Below are 17,150 nucleotides of genomic sequence, written 5' to 3' on the forward strand. Positions count from 1 at the left end.
TTGTTTATCCTAGTATAATTAATACTATTTTAAAGGGAGATATTAATGAAACCTGAAACAAGACTTCAAGCTTTATCAGAATTTCTAAAGAACCAACGTTCGAAAATTACTCCCCAAATGGTTGGTTTACCTGTAGGAACCCGCAGAAGAACACCAGGACTAAGAAGAGAAGAAGTGGCTCAACTAGCCGGTGTAAGTCTTACTTGGTATACATGGTTAGAACAAGGCAGAGATATAAAAGTATCTACTTCGGTATTAGATGCTATTTCTCGAGCATTACAATTAAATAACGATGAAAGGAGATATTTGTATGCTCTAGCGTTAGAGGAAGGAGTGAAACAACCCTTTATAAATGAGAAGGAGAAGGAAATCAGTCCGGCTTTAGTAAAAATTTTGCAGGAACTTCGTTATTGCCCAACGATTATATCAGATAGAAGAAGTCAGATTGTTGGGTGGAATCAAGCAGCAGCTAATGTATTTTTGGATTTTGAACAAATCATCCCGGCAGAAAGGAATATAATACGCTTACTATTCGCAAGAAAGGAATTTAAAAGTTTAGCAGTGAATTGGGAGCATTTTGTTAGAGGATATATCGCAATATTTAGAACGTATTATGGACAGTATGTGGCTGATGACTGGTATGAGCAATTTATACAAGAAATGGAACAGGCATATCCTGAGTTTCGTAAAATTTGGAATGAAAATGAGATAAGCTCTGCTCCTGAAGTATTAATTGAGTTTCGTCATGCTAAGGTAGGTAAAATGTTGTTTAATCTTACTTCATTACAAGTACATGGGGATACTGATTTAAGATGCAGCGTCTATACTCCAGTTGAGGATACTGAAACTGAGCTTAAGTTAAAACGTTTAATTGAAGGCTAGCTATGATAAATTAGTTTCCTAATTTGCATAAATGACAATGTTCTTTAGAATAGGCCAAGGCTAGCTATCGTTTGGAGAGTAGAAGTTATTCAAGTAATACTTCCTTTACTTTGTTTAGACTGTAAATAAAAAAACAACTAGTATATAGTTCCCATTCGTTTTTTTGTATTTGGATGAAGTTGTTGTGTGCATCTAATATAAAAAAGATCCTATGCCACCAATGACATGTCGAATAGCCGAATTTAGTTACGTTCGACATGTTGTCATAACGTTTCTTTACAAAAAAATTCAGGTTTTCTTGAAATGTTTTACTTGAGAAAATCAGTACTCATAATATATGATGGGCGGTTAACAGTACTTTCTTCTTCAACTAACACCCAGATAGTTTTAAGTAGCGTTGGTGGCATAGAGAGAAGAACAATGTCCTAAAATGAAAGTGCCCACTAATCTAGCTTGATTTGGTTAAATTAAAGCTCTGCTCGATTAAGTAATAAATTTCTCCTTCTGGATCTGTACGTTCCAAAATAAGTGAAATCCAATGTTCCTTATCCATATGATATCCAGGAAGGATATTTTCCCCATTTCTTAAACTATCACTTATTTCAGGAGGACATTTTAGATTCAGAATATCTATTTCATCACTTCTATCAAATCCCAATTTTTCTGGGAGAACATTCATTATAAGACCGTACCATTTTTTGTTTGACTCATGTCTCAAAGCAGCATAGTGTGGGTATTTCTTCCACGGGTAATCAGGCGATGTACCGTATTTTTCTTTGACGTGTTTAAAGATATCTTCTCTTGTTAACATACTTCAATCATCCCTCCAACTACTTACGGTTACTTTCTTCTCTCTAATTCCATCTTTGAAAAAATCACAGGGATTTGTACTCAATGATCCTTGGTTGTCTATTTTGGTTACTTTAATAGACATGGCACCAATGACAAGTCGAATAACCGATGCTGACCAAAACCGGCTTGTTTTCGCGTTTTGCTTTTTCGAAGGCTTCTTCTCCCCAAGGGAACCAGTCCACAGGGTTGTGGGCGTGTTGAAGTAAATAAGGAGACTTCTCAGCGATTAATCTATTGGGTTTATTTTTCTTTGTCATGGGATCATCTTCTTTCCAATTTGGTTATATTCAGGTTACCACAGTAACCAAAAACAAATACAATAACTGACTGTTTATTGATAAAAGAGATGCAAAAACATAATATAATGTTTCATTATGCCACCGGAGAGAAAAATGAATAAAATTTTGGTGAGTTTACTTTTGGGCTTATTAAAATTTTTTCTTGTTCCACATTCGGGCCAAATTGTTGTATAAAATAGTAAAAGTTTAAACCTTAGTCTATATATAATAAGGACATATCAATCAAATGTAGGGGGAGTTATTATGAAGTGCAATAAAATGAAAAGGGTACAATTAAAAGAGGGAAGCGTATCAATGGCCCTATAAACTACGTCTGCCCTCATTAATGGAGGGGAAATTGTGAATACGTCTTATTCACAGCCAACTTTACGGTACAACCAAGTTTTAATTTGGCTTTGTGTTCTGTCATTTTTCAGCGTATTAAATGAAATGGTTTTGAACGTCTCATTACCTGATATTGCTAACGATTTTAATAAACTGCCAGCGAGTGCGAACTGGGTGAACACAGCCTTTATGTTAACCTTTTCCATCGGAACAGCTCTGTATGGAAAGTTATCGGATCAGCTTGGCATCAAAAAACTGCTCCTATTTGGGATTACGGTAAATTGCTTCGGATCGATAATTGGATTTGTTGGACACTCATTCTTTCCTATACTCATTTTTGCCCGGTTTATTCAAGGGACTGGTGCAGCCGCATTCCCAGCCCTTGTGATGGTTGTAGTTGCGCGCTATATTCCAAAAGAAAACAGGGGTAAAGCATTTGGTCTGATCGGGTCCCTAGTAGCAATGGGGGAAGGTGTTGGACCAGCTATTGGCGGAGTGATTGCTCATTGTTTTCATTGGTCATATTTGCTTCTTATTCCAACTGTAACAATTATCACTGTTCCATTCCTTATAAAACTATTGAAGAAGGAAGAAAGATTAAGAGGTCACTTTGATATGGCAGGGATTATATTGATGTCTGCAGGTATCGTATTTTTTATGCTGTTTACAACATCATATAGCATTTCTTTTTTGATGATTAGTATTCCAACCTTCCTGATTTTTGTAAAACATATTAGGGGAGCCCAAGAACCTTTTATTGATCCTGCTCTGGGGAAAAATTTCTTATTTATGATTGGCGTCCTTTGCGGAGGACTGATATTTGGCACTGTAGCAGGATTTGTCTCTATGGTTCCTTATATGATGAAAGATGTTTACCATTTAAGTACTGCAGCAATTGGAAGTGGGATTATTTTTCCAGGAACAATGAGTGTCATCATCTTCGGTTACATTGGAGGAGTGCTTGTTGATCGGAAAGGTTCTTTGTATGTATTAACAATTGGGATTGCATTGATGTCTTCCAGCTTTTTAATCGCTGCCTTTTTTATAGATGCAACACCATGGCTCATGACCATCGTATTCGTTTTTGTTTTTGGGGGACTTTCTTTCACAAAAACAGTTATATCTACAATTGTGGCTAGTAGTTTGAAACAAAAGGAAGCTGGTACTGGAATGAGTTTGCTTAATTTCACCAGCTTTTTATCGGAGGGAACGGGTATTGCGATTGTAGGCGGTTTATTATCCATCCGCTTACTAGATCGTAGGATGCTGCCTATTGACGTTGATCATTCCGCTTATTTGTACAGTAATATGCTATTACTTTTTGTAGGAATCATTGCTATTAGTTGGCTAGTAACCTTGATTGTATATAAACGTTTGCGGAGAAATGACTAAAAGGGTTAAAGGATCATCTTGATAAAGAAATTCAAGATTGATCCTTTTTTTGTGAAATGAGCATGTGGAATAGCCGATGCTAACCAGAACCGGCTTGTTTTCGCGTTTTGCTTTTTCGAAGGCTTCTTCTCTCCAAGGGAACCAGTCCACAGGGTTGTGGGCGCGTTGGAGGAGATAAGGCGGCTTCTCATTGATTAATCTATTGGGTTTATTGTGAGTGGGCATGGGATCACCTTCTTTCGTGTTTTTCTTTAATAAAACTTTATAACATAGCGTTATCACAGATAATAAAAAATTCCTTAGTCTATAGGGTCAACTAAGGCATTTGGAATATATAGCTTGGAGAATATTCAGGGGGGCTACACCTTCTACAGTCGCTAACGCAATAACTCTCCCTAAACACGTCTGTTGTTATCTAAGGAAGGTCGAATGTAATTAAAAAAAAGTGAATATTACTCAGTATATAGCTAATCATTTGGAATGAATATGTTTATTGTATATGGAATATATTGGTATATGATAGTGGATTTCCAGGAGCTTTCATTACTGATCCAGTAAATAATGATCCGCAAAAGGCGCTTGCTTTAAAATCCGGCTAGGGTTTATTAACCTTTGTATCACAGGATTCAAAAGAATGTCTGCTACCTTAAGTTTTGGGGAAGGCGTGGATATGGATTTAGCAGAGTTTATAGAAGATAAAGGGATGGTTGATGGACTGCTTCTACATGGAACTGGAGTTGGACGTGACAATACCGACACTGCAGGATGGGTGTATGAATATCGAGGATTAGTATTATCTAAATGGCCAGCTGGTATAAAAAGTTCCTGCAATTGTTGGTAGTGTAAAACGTGCAGTACGCCATGGTGAAGGAGCAGCCGGAAAAGTTTCATCCTTTCTTGCTGTTAAAAAAGAAGAAAAAGATTAAACATGAAATTTAACTTGGAGGAGGTTTAAACGATTGGGACAATCACGATTACCAAACTCAGTTATTGTAGCTATGGCGTCAAAAAAGCATCGTTTATGGCATTATCTTTGGCATGGATTTCGAAACTCTTGGGAGGGACTTGATTGTAAAGATCGCGAAAAGTTATGTAAGACTCATCCAAATTGGGTGCCGCCACGCCCAGCACTCGATGCCGATGGAAAGCCTAAACGGGATAATGATTCTGGTGAGGACTTCCTTTTCATGCATAGAACGATGATTATGATCGTCAATAAAATTTTAGCAGATGAAGGTGATATTAACTATCCATGGGTTCAAGGGTGGAGGTACCTTCCAAAACCTTCTGATAAAAGTTATCCGATTTTACCAGCTTATGATAGTCATCGTATTCCAAGGGAAAGACTTGAGTTAGAAAAATCTGTCGATAGATATTGGAGTTATTTTTCAGGGCTTGAAAAGAAATTTACTGATCCAGACTACTTAAGTAGTGTAACGCTTGGCCAGCTTGGTTCTGATATTGAATTTACAATTCACAACAGTATGCACATACGATGGTCAGAAGAATCGAAAGTTGGTTATATGACTGAGCCTAAATTAGGAGATCCTATAGATGATATTTGGAATCAACCTGAGTATAACTGGCTAGGTGATGAATACTCTGCTCATGTGCATCCGATTTTCTGGAAATTGCATGGTTGGGTTGACGATCGAATCAATGATTGGATGAGAATAAATCAAAAAGAGGACTATAAATGGAAGGGAACATGGATTGGTGATACAAGTATCCTGCATCTACATGATGATCATGGTCAAACACCTACCCATGGAGACCATGAACTAATTGCAAATTTAGAGTACTTGGCGGGTTTCTTAGGAAGTACAGGAAAACGGCGAAGCTCTTTTGACCTTCCAGAAATATGTTAGTTAAATAATAACAATGGAAAATGTAAATGCCTCCCCCTTTCGGAATATCATAATCACATTCAAAGTGTACGCAATTTACCTTGTTCATGATAGGAATAACTATAATGATTGGTCTGTCTTCCCTATATGTTGATGGCAAGTGTCAGAAATTGAAATGAAGGAATTTCCAATACCAAAAGTCCATTTTCTCAATGCTGAGAAGGGCTTTTTTTGTTTTAAACTGACTCTTGTTGTTCTAAGATTTTATACGAACTTAACACCAATGACATGTTGAATAGCCGATGCTGACAAGAACCAGCTGATTTCGCGTTTTGCTTTCTCGAAGGCTTCTTCTCCCCAAGAGAACTAATTTAAAGGGATATGATCATGTTGAATAAATAAATGAAACATTTGAATAACCAAAACGTAACGTATATATCTGTATTTCAGGAGGTAGGTACTTAAGAATGATTAAAAATATTATTGGAACGACGCTTATACTCATTAGTTTTGTGGTATTTGGAATCAATTGGTTGTACCTGGAGCCAAGAGGGTTAGAAGAGATTCCATATTGGATTGTATTTGTAGGCGCTTTATGTGGAGGTTTTATTAAATACTACAATCCAAATCAGAAAAACACGAACGAAAATATGAGTAATGGGAATGGAAAGACAAGAAAAATCGGTAAAACCATTGATCATTTTATCGATGCCGTTTCAGGTGATATTGATAATGGGGATAGAGATCAAAGAATGAATAACAAACCTAAAAAATAGTCGACCTTAAAAGGCTCGGCTATTTTTAAAAGTCAGCTGTTTATTTTGTCATTGGATGAGGTTGTTGAGTGCATTTAATATAAACCGCTAATGCAGCGGCTTGTTCTCGCGTTTTCGAGAAAGAAGAGGTTTTTTTAACCTCTTCTTTTCTTTTTTTATAAGACACTGGTATTCACCAATTAATTTACATTTTCGAGTATAAGAAGCGCCGTTCAACAAAAGGCATAAAAAAGTGAAGAATCATTCCTCCTAAACAGACCGTTAAAAGGGTTCCGATGCCGATAGGGCCTTTAAATATAATAGCTAATACTAAGAAAAGAGCATATACCAATGTTCTTGAAAATAAGATCGTTCTTTTGGAGATATCTCGGATAATGAGTGTTAAATGATCGATAGGAGTTGATGCAAATTTTGTCTGAAGATAGATGGCTGTTCCAAGACCGATGAGCACCAAACCGATTCCGAAACAAATCAGTTTGCTTACCCACATGTTTGGAGAAATAGTGGTTTTTACTATAAACAACCATAGGTCAATGCCTATCCCAGTAATAAATGCTGTAATCAAGCCCAGCAACATAGGTTTTTTTCTCGTTAAGATAGAGTTACAGATTAAGAGGATCACAGAAATAAGAACCTCCCAGCTTCCCACGGTAAGCCCGACTTCTTCGGAAAGACCTACCAAAACGGCATCGAAGGGGGAGGTACCCAGTCCTGATTGTATGGTTAAGGAAATGCCTAAACTTAATATGAGGATACCTAAGCTGTAATAAATATATTTCATTTTATATTCCGTGATATGTCTTTTGTCATCAAGACGTGCGGGATGCCGTCTTCCATAAATTCCTGTGAAGAAGTCTGATAGCCCAGTTTTTTATAAAAGCCTGCTGCCTGTGTTTGCCCATGCAGCTTAAATGTAGTCATTCCTTTTTCTTTCATGATGTTTTCTAACCCGCTTATGATGACTTGGCCCAATCCATACTTACGGTAAGGTTTTAGGATGCAGATTCTTTCCAGCTTACCTGTATGATCAACGATGCGCACACGGCCTGTGCCAACTGGCTGATCCTCATGATATACCAAGATATGCTGGCATTGTTCTTGGAGCGTATCAAATTCATCGAACTCATCGGATTCAGCTACATGTTGCTCCTCAATGAATACCGTTCTTCTAATATCTAAAGCAACGTGTAAATCCTTTTCTGTTGTTATTCTTTTTATATTCATATTTGATCAATCCTTTTCTGATATTAATCTGGACTGCACAGCATGCATGTGGTCTTATAGTAGTAAGGTTAAAACAATTTTGTTGTAATTGCAACAAAAATACGTGAGGGGTTTTAGGAATGAATGACATTTTGCGTGAGATCGGCATGATTGCAAGAGCGTTGGATTCCATAAGCAATATTGAATTTAAAGATTTGGACTTAACAAGAGGGCAGTATCTCTATCTTGTACGTATATACGAAAATCCGGGAATTATTCAAGAAAAATTGGCGGAAATGATAAAAGTGGACCGAACAACAGCCGCGCGGGCCATTAAGAAATTGGAAATGCAGGGATTTATTCAAAAACAGCCGGATGAGCAAAATAAAAAAATAAAAAAACTGTTCCCGACCGAGAAAGGGAAAAAGGTTTATCCATTGTTAAGAAGAGAAGGAGAACACTCCATGGAAGTGGCCTTGTCCGGTTTTACACCTGAGGAAAAGGAAACCATTTTTAAACTCGTTCACAGAGTCAGGAAAAATATAGAACGTGATTGGGAATATGTGAAGAAGGGGAACAAGAGGGACTATTAATGTACAAAGTAACAGGTCGAGCTGATACTGGCGAGAACCGGCTTCTCCTCAAAAATACCAGTCTGCTGGAGTGCGGGGCATTTTCAAGATAAATTGCCTTGAAAATGTTCCGTTCACTTAAAAGGAACCCTTCTCTTTTCTGTAAAATCTTTAAAGTCATTTTCATCCATTTTTACTTATATACTCATTTCCCCACATCCTCATGGATGCAATAATAGGAGAAAGTTTTTCACCGAGTTCGGTTAGAGAATACTCCACCTTCTTGGGGACAGTATTCTCTACTTTTCTTTTCACAACGCCATCTGCTTCCAGTTCTCTCAGCTGCAGCGTCAGGATTCTTTGTGTAATACCTGGAATTAATCGTTTCAGCTCATTAAACCGGACTGATTTGTGAGACAGGATGTCGATGATGATTCCTTTCCATTTCCCTCCGATAATATGCAGCGTCATTTCCACGGGACAAGCCTTTTTTACTTCTGCACTGCAAGCGCCAAATCCATTTAACCGGTTACCCATACTCGTCACCTCACAATGTAAGTTACAAAAATGTGCGTAATTACATATCTAGCTCAGATGTATTACAGTAATGATATCAAAAATTTCCAAAAGGAGTGGCTTGCATGAACTTGAGACAATTATCAGAACATGTCTTTCAATGTGAATTTGTGCTTGATGTGCCTCTTCGTATCCCGGTTCATACTTGGTTTATGAAAGATGGTGATGATGTTTATATCATTGATACGGGAGTAGAACGTTTTGCTGATGCTCAAATTAGGGCAGCACTAGCGATCGGCAATCCAAAAGCCATTTTGCTTACCCATGGCCATAGCGATCATATTCAGGGGGCATCAAAGTGGTTGGAGAGATTTGATATTCCGATTTTTGCGCATCAAAAAGAACTAGTGTATATCAATGGAGAAGCGCCTTATCCGAACAAAAATGAAGTGGAGAACACAGGGTAGCCCATATTGTCCAGCCGCTGACAGAGCAAACGCTGGCTCACCTGCCTTTGCAATACTATTTAACACCCGGTCATTCCCCGGGGCATGTCGTGTACCATCATGAAATCGATCATACCCTATTAACAGGAGACCTTTTTATCACAAGTAAGGAGGATTTACACCCGCCTATCAGAAAATTCAGTGTTGATATGAATGAGAACATTGACAGCGGCGCGATAATAGATGAAATCAAACCAACGCTCATTTGCTCTTCACATGGTGAAGAAATTTTTTATAACGAAGAGTTGTATAAAAACTATGTGTTAAGGTATAAGGACTAAAAGAAATAAGAAAAAACATACCAAATGAATTGGTATGTTTAGAGGGGAATTTAAATATAATCCGATATTTCAATAAGGTTCTGATCGGGGTCTCTTATATAAACAGATAGAATCGGGCCGAGTGCACCGGTTCTTTTTACTGGCCCTTCTTCGACATTGACGTTCGTTTTCTTGAGGTGCTCCAGTACTTTACTAATAGGCTCATCAGAGATCAAACATAAGTCGGCAGATCCCGGGAGCGGGTGCTTGGCTTTAGGTTCGAATTCATGACCGGCCTCATGCAAGTTTATTTTTTGATTGCCAAAACGCAAAGCTTTTCTGCCTGCGCCAAATGTTTCTTCTTCCATTCCCAAAACAGATGTATAAAAGTCGATTGTCTCTTGAAGGTTTTGTACCGTTAACACCAAATGGTCAATTCGTTTGATCATGAGCATTCCCTCCTGCGGAAATTTTACTTTACAGCATCTGATATTGTGATAGCGTGTTTGATTTTAGCTGCAAGGCCGTGCATTTGGGCGAGCGGAACAGAACATGCCGCGATTCGTATGCCCTTTGAAAGCGGGGGTGCAAAGATGTTCTGGGCAGCTAACATCTCGCTGGCTTCATCAGGATGGCTGCAAGGGATTGTAATGAAAAAGCCAGAATGGTAAGGCAATATGCTTAGTCCAATTTGATGGGCTTCATTGATGAACACTTCAGTCCGTTTCGCAATTAATGTTTGATATGCTTCACGGTCAGTGTTCACCTTGTTTAGCAGCATTTTATCGTTATAAATCGCAGAAAGCAAAGTCATACAGCCTCGATTGACATTTGACCACCTGGAGCGGCTGGTGACCAATACAGCGTTTTCAAATTCTTCAGCCACGCTCTTGCTGGAGGATACTCCAATTAAAGCTCCAGTCCGCTGGCCGTATACTGTAAAGCCTTTCGACATGCTGAAGGCAAAGGTGACAACGATGTTGGAAGGGAGAGTGCTAAACTTTTTCATGAATGAGCGTGCGTTTACGGGGTCCTTTGTAAAGTCGATATAGGCAATATCAATGAGCAATGTGATTGTTTTGCTGCTTTTTTTAGCAGATTCTAATATCACATGTTTAATGATCTCATCCCATTCATGATCTGACATACTGTATCCCGTTGGGTTGTGATTCGGCGAATTTAAGATGATCACGACATGGTCCTGTTTGACGAGCAGATGGCTGACCATATGTGAGAATGATGTCAGATTAAACGTCATATCAGCGTCTAATAAAGAGAAGGTCATCAAATGGCGCCCAGTGTCTTTGCAGATGGTTTCATAGGGTGTCCAGTACCAATCGTGAGTTAATATGGTATCGCCAAAATTTGAATAGTTCCAAATCACATTAGAAATGGCACCGGCGCCGCCTGCGCTTGCAACCGCCCGTATATAGGCGTCAGGTCTGGACTCTCCGAAAGTATGTGTCACGGCTGCTTCCAAAAAGCTGGGCAACCCGGCTACCGGGCTGTAGCTGATCATGTCTTGAATGGGTATGCTGCGAAATAATTCTTCCACAGAAGGCAGACAGACGATGTTTCCGTCGTCATCTGCAATGGTTCCCATTGAAGCATCGATCACGTTTTCTTTTCCATATTGAATGATGGCTTGTTTAGCAGCCATTCCTGTACCAAATAATTTATCAACATACACTTTTCCCTTTGCATGGGCTGCTACCCTCCATTCCATGGATCCTCACCGTCTCCTTTGTATATTTATCTGTTTATTCGTTAGTTCTTGCTTGAGAAATCTTTGAATCTAACATGTCACAGCCTTTAATTGCCGCAATGTTTGATCCATCCAATCTCTATCCCACTAATGTCTGCCATCATTTTTGGTGTACCTCTATTCCTTTTTGAACGTTCACAGATAAATACTGACGGCAGAGTAAACTAGCAGCAAACACATAATGATGCGAAATGCTTTATCGTATTTGTCAAAGAGTTTTTTGAACACAGAGCCGAATCCTGACCATAACAGCAGCGCCAGCCAGCCGAGAATGATGGCTACTGTGAGATAAAGAATGATCGATGTCATTGAATGCTGGAACGGCAGGATAAATGCACTCATCAATATTAAGAAGAACAGAATGCTTTTGAAATTGATCATTTGAAAAATAAAACCTGATAGAAAAGAAGAATGCACATCTTCAGAATCCTTCTTTGCTTTTTTGGACATGCCGACCTGCCATGCCAAATAAAGCAGATAGACTGCACCTGCTATTTTGAAGTATGGTTCTGCAACCGGAATCCATTTGTATAGTCCTATCGTAAATACACCGCTGAGAATCCCAAGGACTGCAAAGCCTGCCAAAATGCCGCTATTGAAACGCCATGATCCTAGAAAGCCAAACCGCCGCGCTTCATTCATCATTAAAATGTTGCTCGGGCCAGGCGTAATGGATGTCAACATCACATACGAAAGAAAAGCTATTATACTCATAAAATCACCTACATTTACTAATGTCGTACGGGGCAGTTTTTATTGTATGATAATGATATCTATAAATAAAATTGAAATATAAAAAAGCATTATCATTTTTTTCGATAGATCATAAAAGGAGAAATCGTATGGAGATCAGACATCTTATCACGTTTCAAACCATCGTAGAGCAGGGGAGTTATACAGGCGCCGCGGCGAAGCTAGGTTATACGCAATCCACGATCACCACTCATGTCCAAGCGCTGGAGCAGGAGATCGGCGGGGCGTTATTCACGTACGAGAAAAGGAGTTTAAGACTGACGGCTTTAGGAAGAGAATTGATCCCTTTAGCTGAGGATTTACTATCAACCCATGAACAGATCAAGAATATGCAAAACGTTCACGAAGTTAAGGGTGTGTTGAAAGTAGCGGCACCTGAGTCGTTAACCATTTCCAGACTTGGGCCGATCATAAGGGAATTTTCGCTCAAATATCCTCATGTCAAAATCATTTTAAGCAACGGCACATGCGGGCAGAATCAGGTGGATTTATTAAGCGGACGAGTCGATGTCGCGTTAATGGTCTATCCGGAAATCAATATTGAAAAATGCATTCATTATACATTAACCGAGGAGGAGATTGTCCTTGTGGGCAGTATGGATGGGCCGGATCATTTTGATGATTACAAACAGGAAAACAACAGCCATTTCTTTATTACAAATGAAGAGGGCTGCAGTTATCGGACCATGTTTGAAACATATCTTGTGAAGAATGACATCCGCAGCTTTCAAACAATGGAGCTGTGGAGTATCGAAGCGATCAAACAAACGGTCATGAGCGGGCTTGGATTTTCTGTTTTGCCTTATATCACAGTGCAAGAAGAAGTGGAGGCAGGTAGGCTAAAAATCCTTCATCATGCTGAAACCTTTGATCCGCTTTACTCTCATATGTTAATCAAAAAGAAAAAATGGCAGATGCCTGCCGCAGAGGCTTTTGCGGAGCTTGCTTTACATTCGATTCGTGAGGCGGTGTGCTGAAAATCAGTGGGAAAAGGAGTGGGTGTAACGCTCACTCCTTTTCTATTTAAACGGCAGCTGTGAGCTTTGGTTTTACAAATTTCATAAAAATCCCTCTGACTAATGGACCCATAATCAGTAATTGCAAGGGATAAGCTAAGATGAAATTTTTCAATACAATCATCAGGTAAGCGCTGAAGAGGCTGTTCCCGTTAAGTCCACTTGATAAAGCGGCTGTCACTAAACCGAACACAGACATACAAAGCACCATGCCGATCACCATACACGTCGACATGGCGAGGATGACATATAATTTCTTAGACTTGTCAAACGGCAAACTGAACGCAATCTTTTTGGCAAGGGGGCCCACTAACAGTAAATCTAACAGCAGTGCGACCATAAAACCGATGACCATTTCAAAAACCGTCACCAGTGAAAAGTCCTGTATGGCTCCGTTGATGATAGCATTGTAAATCGACATGACACAGACCATTCCAAAGCACATCATCACGCCAAATATAAGACCTTCTTTTTTATTTGTTGGCATACAATCAATCCTTCTCTCCATAATCGGTGATTAGTATACCAATGAACCACTCATGCTCATAAGTGACAAATTTGTGAACAATTCATAGGCAGGAATCATCTTTTTTTGTCATCAGTACATGCGGAATGCCGTCCAGTATAAATTCTTCTGAAGCTGTCTGATAGCCGAGCTTTTCATAAAAGCCTGTCGCTTGTGTCTGGCCGTGCAGTTGGAATGCAGAAATGCCCTGTTCTTTCACAATGCGTTCTAACGCATCGACGATTACTTTGCCCAGCCCGAATTTGCGATAGGGCTTCAGAATGCAGATTCTTTCCAGTTTCCCCACGTGTTCAACGATACGGACACGGGCAGTGCCAACGGGTTTATTCTCATGATAAACGAGGATGTGCCGGCAATCTTCACGGAGTGTATCGAACTTATCGAATTCATCGGAAACGGGACAGCCTTGTTCTTCTACAAATACAGTTTTTCTGATTTCAAACGCTGTATGTAAATCATGCTCTGATGTTATTCTTTTCACATTCACGATGTGATCCTCCCTTACTCAGAAAAATGGCTGATGACGTATTGTTTAAAGGTCTCAGCAACCGGCGATAAAAACCGGCCTTCTATCCAGGCGATTCCTATAACACGCTGACATTCCGGCCAGCTGACGCGGATTTTTGTAATTTTGCTTTGGTCCAAGCCTTTCAGGTCGGGCAGAATGGATATGCCGAGTCCGGCAGCGACAAAACCTGCCGCAGTGGCGGCTTCTTCCCCTTCAAACATAATGTTCGGCTGTATATCGGCTTTCTCAAACAGTTCATCGACTGTCATCCGAAGTGCGTAGCCTTTTTTCAATAAAATAAAACGCTCCCCGGCAATCTCACTCAGGGTAATGCTTTCACGATTGGCTAATGGGTGATCGTTTGGCACAAATACAAAAAGTTCTTCACTCCACAGCTTGATCCATTGGATCGGTTTTTCTGGCTTGATCGAAGCGAGGAGGCAGAGGTCCAGATCTCCGGATTTTAATCGTTCAAGCAGCCAATAAGAATGGTTTTGCTTCAACTGGAAGGCAATGTTGGGGTATTCCTGTTGGAAGGAGCCGATGAGATCGGGCACGAGCGTTGTTCCTAAAGTATGCAAAAAGCCGAGAGATACTTCGCCTTGGTCTGGCTTTAATAAGGCTTGGATTTCCTGTTTTCCCTCGGTGTACTCCTTCATCATCGCCTCTACCCTCCGTAAAAAGATGTGCCCATATTTATTTAAGGTAATGGATCGTCCTTGCCTGTCGAATAGCGGGACGCCTAAATGATTTTCCAGTCTGGCGATAGAGCGTGAAAGCGCAGGCTGAGTGATGGAGAGGCTTTTTGCCGCCTTCGTCACGTGCTGCATCTGGGCCAGTGTTTGAAAATATTCAAGTTGTTCCCATTCCAATCATCATCCCTCCCATATTACATATAAGCATGAAAAGCATATTTTATATGCATTATACAACATATATTAACGGTGCTAAGATAAATGTATAAACAGACTCGAGGATGTTTGAATTCGTAAGAAATAAAGGATGGTTGTTTATGAATGGCAGTGCTCAACAACATGCGGAGGGGCCGATAAAGTCCCGATGACATACATTCAAAAAGGCACACCGGTTTTTCGGAAAATTACGTTTGCTTTCTTTGCCGCGGGTTTTAATACATTTGCGATACTTTATTGCGTACAGCCGCTCATGGAGGAATTCACGCGGGAATTTCATGTAACGCCTACGGCGGCAAGTCTTTCTTTATCTGTTACCACAATGCTGTTAGCTGTGAGTATGCTTGTCTTTGGTTCGTTGTCAGAGGTGTGGGGGCGCAAGCCGATTATGGCTGTATCCATGCTGGCCGCATCCGTTCTCTGTCTGGCGTCGTCCTTCAGCCCGAACTTTCATACGCTGCTTGTATTGAGAACCATTCAAGGGGTTGCGCTCGCTGGGCTTCCGTCGATTGCGATGGCTTATCTCGGAGAAGAAATAGAACCCGGAAGTCTTGGGTCGGCGATGGGGCTGTATATCAGCGGAAACGCGATAGGCGCCGTTTTTGGAAGGATCGTTTCAGGTCTCCTGAGCGAGTTTTTTAATTGGCATATGGCGATGGGGGCAATTGGTGTAATTAGTTTGATCGCAAGTATTATATTTTTTATGAATTTGCCTCCATCCAGGCACTTCACGCCGAGAAAATTCGAGCTCGGGCAATTGGGAATATCTTTAATCAGCCACTTGAAGCATCGGAAACTATTAAGCTTGTTTCTCATTGGTTTTTTACTGCTCGGGAGCAATGTTGCATTGTTCAACTACATTGCGTATGTGCTGTTGGAACCGCCGTATTCGTTTAATAAAGCATTTGTCAGCTGGATTTTTATTGTGATGATTGTAGGGATTTTCAGCTCGTCTTTCATTGGAAGAATGGTCGATCAATATGGTTATCCGAAAATACTGATGATGAATATCTTCATCGTCATCGCAGGTGCTTTATTAACGATAAACAGTATGTTAGCAGTGAAAATTCTGGGGATTGCGCTCTTTACATTCGGCTTCTTCGGCGGGCATTCAGTCGCCAGCAGCTGGGTAGGTAGGAGAGCCCTGCACAACAAAGCGCAGGCTTCATCGCTGTACTTGTTCTTTTATTACGCCGGTTCAAGTATTTGCGGAACGGTCGGCGGGCTATTCTGGTCTGCTTTTCACTGGCTGGGTGTCGTTGGCATGATCATCTTCATGCTGTTGGTTGCGTTAGGGCTGTCGGGATACTTGGCTAGAAGTGTGAAAATGTCGGATAAAAGTAACGAAAAAGGATTGGATTGATGGCAGAAAAAAAGGACCGCAGTCGGGTCCTTTTTTATTTCCAATGGGCAGGGATTTGTAGAGACGGCGGCAGCTTTGTGTTCGAGTCGCCGTTTGCGGCATTCACCTGTGCCTGCGTCAGAAAGATGCTCCCGGTTAGGTCAGCGCCGCTGAGATCAGCGTCTCTTACATCTGCACCGATAAAGTCTGTCATTCTCAAATCAGCATTTCTCAGGTCGGCAGCTATGAGCAGCGCCCCTCTTAGGTTTGCTCCTCGCAGATCAAGCCCTTTCAGTTTTGCGCCGATCAGGACACTTCCCCGGCTGATTTTTTTCGGAAGTTTTCGATTGCAGGCTTGGGCACGCACCAGCTCACTCGTTTTTAACAGCCATTCATTAACCTCGGCTCGATATTCGTTCACCTGCAGTGTCAGCAGGTTTTCCTTGCTGAGTCTGGTGAGCTTGTCTATCTTATCGAAACAGGCCCGAAGCTCACGATGAATCGGCTTGGCGGTCTCTATAGAAAGAGCTTCATGTAAATACCAGAGCATTTCGTGCAGCTGCTGCATAATAGGAAAAACGTCAAACATCTCGCTTGCTGTTTCGGGGTTGTTTTGCCAATCCTTTCCCTCATAAGTAATTTGAGCTACCTTCTGGCCGGCGCCAAAGCATTCATAAGCAGAACAGCCTCGAAACCCTTTTTCTCTGAGGTCTTTATGTATAGAACATTGATAGTTTGATTGTAAGTTGCGGCAAGGCGTGCCCCCGTCTTTATCAAAAGCAAAATCCGCTGATTTCGCATAAGGCAAGGCGACACAGCACAGACCAAAACAATGCTGGCAATCCGCGCTTAAATCATGATGTATATTGTCATGTAACGTTAATTCCGCAGACAATATCG

General features: G+C 40.5%; 20 protein-coding genes and 4 pseudogenes. 10 read left to right on the forward strand and 14 right to left on the reverse strand.

All coding sequences use genetic code 11. The features are described 5' to 3' along the window. Positions 1 to 45 precede the first annotated feature (45 nt). Positions 46 to 882, forward strand: coding sequence for a helix-turn-helix transcriptional regulator (locus tag KHQ79_RS12475; RefSeq protein ID WP_225515395.1), 837 nt, complete (start codon positions 46 to 48; stop codon positions 880 to 882). A gap of 448 nt (positions 883 to 1,330) precedes the next feature. Here the strand turns inward: KHQ79_RS12475 and KHQ79_RS12480 are convergent, their stop codons facing one another. Continuing rightward, positions 1,331 to 1,693 (reverse strand): MmcQ/YjbR family DNA-binding protein, encoded by a 363-nt coding sequence (locus tag KHQ79_RS12480; protein WP_003236602.1) that lies wholly within the window; start codon positions 1,691 to 1,693, stop codon positions 1,331 to 1,333. Positions 1,694 to 1,811: 118 nt separating this feature from the next. Next, a pseudogene (locus tag KHQ79_RS12485) lies at positions 1,812 to 1,991 on the reverse strand (DUF255 domain-containing protein); the annotation flags it as partial. Between the two features lie 285 nt (positions 1,992 to 2,276). Between KHQ79_RS12485 and KHQ79_RS22400 the strand changes: the two are divergent. Together KHQ79_RS22400 and tet are read left to right on the forward strand one after the other, a co-directional pair. Further along, positions 2,277 to 2,339 (forward strand): tetracycline resistance efflux system leader peptide, encoded by a 63-nt coding sequence (locus KHQ79_RS22400; RefSeq protein ID WP_109571643.1) that lies wholly within the window; start codon positions 2,277 to 2,279, stop codon positions 2,337 to 2,339. A gap of 33 nt (positions 2,340 to 2,372) precedes the next feature. Next, positions 2,373 to 3,749 (forward strand): Tet(L)/Tet(K)/Tet(45) family tetracycline efflux MFS transporter, encoded by a 1,377-nt coding sequence (gene tet, locus KHQ79_RS12495; protein WP_225515397.1) that lies wholly within the window; start codon positions 2,373 to 2,375, stop codon positions 3,747 to 3,749. A 63-nt stretch (positions 3,750 to 3,812) separates the two neighbouring features. On the opposite strand, the pseudogene KHQ79_RS12500 reads toward tet, so the two are convergent. Next, a pseudogene (locus KHQ79_RS12500) lies at positions 3,813 to 3,974 on the reverse strand (DUF255 domain-containing protein); the annotation flags it as partial. A gap of 409 nt (positions 3,975 to 4,383) precedes the next feature. On the opposite strand from KHQ79_RS12500, the gene KHQ79_RS12505 reads away from it, so the two are divergent. Then, positions 4,384 to 4,590, forward strand: a complete 207-nt coding sequence (locus tag KHQ79_RS12505; RefSeq protein ID WP_225515399.1) for a hypothetical protein — start codon at positions 4,384 to 4,386, stop codon at positions 4,588 to 4,590. A gap of 118 nt (positions 4,591 to 4,708) precedes the next feature. After that, a complete protein-coding gene (locus KHQ79_RS12510; protein ID WP_003236593.1) occupies positions 4,709 to 5,617 on the forward strand; it encodes a hypothetical protein in 909 nt (302 codons plus the stop codon). Between the two features lie 256 nt (positions 5,618 to 5,873). On the opposite strand, the pseudogene KHQ79_RS22465 reads toward KHQ79_RS12510, so the two are convergent. Beyond that, positions 5,874 to 6,007, reverse strand: a pseudogene (locus KHQ79_RS22465) (DUF255 domain-containing protein); the annotation flags it as partial. Positions 6,008 to 6,063: 56 nt separating this feature from the next. Between KHQ79_RS22465 and KHQ79_RS12520 the strand changes: the two are divergent. Next, positions 6,064 to 6,372 carry a hypothetical protein gene (locus KHQ79_RS12520; RefSeq protein ID WP_225515401.1) on the forward strand — a complete coding sequence of 103 codons (309 nt, stop codon included), beginning with the start codon at positions 6,064 to 6,066 and terminating at the stop codon, positions 6,370 to 6,372. 184 nt (positions 6,373 to 6,556) lie between these two features. Here KHQ79_RS12520 and KHQ79_RS12525 read toward each other — a convergent pair whose 3' ends face one another. After that, a complete protein-coding gene (locus KHQ79_RS12525; protein ID WP_225515403.1) occupies positions 6,557 to 7,153 on the reverse strand; it encodes a YczE/YyaS/YitT family protein in 597 nt (198 codons plus the stop codon). Beyond that, positions 7,150 to 7,596 carry a GNAT family N-acetyltransferase gene (locus KHQ79_RS12530; protein WP_225515405.1) on the reverse strand — a complete coding sequence of 149 codons (447 nt, stop codon included), beginning with the start codon at positions 7,594 to 7,596 and terminating at the stop codon, positions 7,150 to 7,152. Before KHQ79_RS12530 ends, KHQ79_RS12525 begins: the two co-directional genes overlap by 4 nt. Before the next feature lie 119 nt (positions 7,597 to 7,715). Here KHQ79_RS12530 and KHQ79_RS12535 point away from each other — a divergent pair, with 119 nt between their 5' ends. Beyond that, the gene (locus tag KHQ79_RS12535; RefSeq protein WP_003236585.1) at positions 7,716 to 8,168 is read left to right on the forward strand and encodes a MarR family transcriptional regulator; all 453 of its coding nucleotides are present in this window, start codon (positions 7,716 to 7,718) and stop codon (positions 8,166 to 8,168) included. A 162-nt stretch (positions 8,169 to 8,330) separates the two neighbouring features. Here the strand turns inward: KHQ79_RS12535 and KHQ79_RS12540 are convergent, their stop codons facing one another. Next, positions 8,331 to 8,684, reverse strand: a complete 354-nt coding sequence (locus KHQ79_RS12540; RefSeq protein WP_100275186.1) for a winged helix-turn-helix transcriptional regulator — start codon at positions 8,682 to 8,684, stop codon at positions 8,331 to 8,333. Between the two features lie 104 nt (positions 8,685 to 8,788). Between KHQ79_RS12540 and KHQ79_RS12545 the strand changes: the two are divergent. After that, positions 8,789 to 9,450, forward strand: a pseudogene (locus KHQ79_RS12545) (MBL fold metallo-hydrolase). Positions 9,451 to 9,500: 50 nt separating this feature from the next. On the opposite strand, the gene KHQ79_RS12550 reads toward KHQ79_RS12545, so the two are convergent. From KHQ79_RS12550 to KHQ79_RS12560, 3 genes are all read right to left on the reverse strand, one after another. Next, on the reverse strand, positions 9,501 to 9,878 hold the full coding sequence (locus KHQ79_RS12550; protein ID WP_148983305.1) for a VOC family protein: 378 nt from the start codon (positions 9,876 to 9,878) through the stop codon (positions 9,501 to 9,503). 23 nt (positions 9,879 to 9,901) lie between these two features. Beyond that, complete coding sequence (locus KHQ79_RS12555) at positions 9,902 to 11,155, reverse strand: pyridoxal phosphate-dependent aminotransferase (RefSeq protein ID WP_225515407.1); 1,254 nt, start codon at positions 11,153 to 11,155, stop codon at positions 9,902 to 9,904. Positions 11,156 to 11,329: 174 nt separating this feature from the next. Continuing rightward, the gene (locus KHQ79_RS12560; RefSeq protein WP_225515408.1) at positions 11,330 to 11,908 is read right to left on the reverse strand and encodes a LysE family translocator; all 579 of its coding nucleotides are present in this window, start codon (positions 11,906 to 11,908) and stop codon (positions 11,330 to 11,332) included. 128 nt (positions 11,909 to 12,036) lie between these two features. Between KHQ79_RS12560 and KHQ79_RS12565 the strand changes: the two genes are divergently transcribed. Then, complete coding sequence (locus KHQ79_RS12565; protein WP_225515410.1) at positions 12,037 to 12,924, forward strand: LysR family transcriptional regulator; 888 nt, start codon at positions 12,037 to 12,039, stop codon at positions 12,922 to 12,924. Positions 12,925 to 12,970: 46 nt separating this feature from the next. Here KHQ79_RS12565 and KHQ79_RS12570 read toward each other — a convergent pair whose 3' ends face one another. From KHQ79_RS12570 to KHQ79_RS12580, 3 genes are all read right to left on the reverse strand, one after another. Continuing rightward, complete coding sequence (locus tag KHQ79_RS12570; protein ID WP_225515413.1) at positions 12,971 to 13,450, reverse strand: DUF2798 domain-containing protein; 480 nt, start codon at positions 13,448 to 13,450, stop codon at positions 12,971 to 12,973. An 82-nt stretch (positions 13,451 to 13,532) separates the two neighbouring features. Further along, on the reverse strand, positions 13,533 to 13,976 hold the full coding sequence (locus KHQ79_RS12575; protein ID WP_225515414.1) for a GNAT family N-acetyltransferase: 444 nt from the start codon (positions 13,974 to 13,976) through the stop codon (positions 13,533 to 13,535). 14 nt (positions 13,977 to 13,990) lie between these two features. Beyond that, complete coding sequence (locus KHQ79_RS12580; protein ID WP_003236576.1) at positions 13,991 to 14,869, reverse strand: LysR family transcriptional regulator; 879 nt, start codon at positions 14,867 to 14,869, stop codon at positions 13,991 to 13,993. 187 nt (positions 14,870 to 15,056) lie between these two features. On the opposite strand from KHQ79_RS12580, the gene KHQ79_RS12585 reads away from it, so the two are divergent. Beyond that, the gene (locus KHQ79_RS12585) at positions 15,057 to 16,271 is read left to right on the forward strand and encodes an MFS transporter (RefSeq protein ID WP_225515416.1); all 1,215 of its coding nucleotides are present in this window, start codon (positions 15,057 to 15,059) and stop codon (positions 16,269 to 16,271) included. Positions 16,272 to 16,305: 34 nt separating this feature from the next. Here the strand turns inward: KHQ79_RS12585 and KHQ79_RS12590 are convergent, their stop codons facing one another. Next, positions 16,306 to 17,145, reverse strand: a complete 840-nt coding sequence (locus tag KHQ79_RS12590; protein ID WP_225515418.1) for a pentapeptide repeat-containing protein — start codon at positions 17,143 to 17,145, stop codon at positions 16,306 to 16,308. Between the last annotated feature and the right edge of the window lie 5 nt (positions 17,146 to 17,150).

Origin of the sequence: Bacillus sp. TSO22 (assembly GCF_020223595.1) — a bacterium.
Lineage (GTDB): Bacteria > Bacillota > Bacilli > Bacillales > Bacillaceae > Bacillus > Bacillus inaquosorum.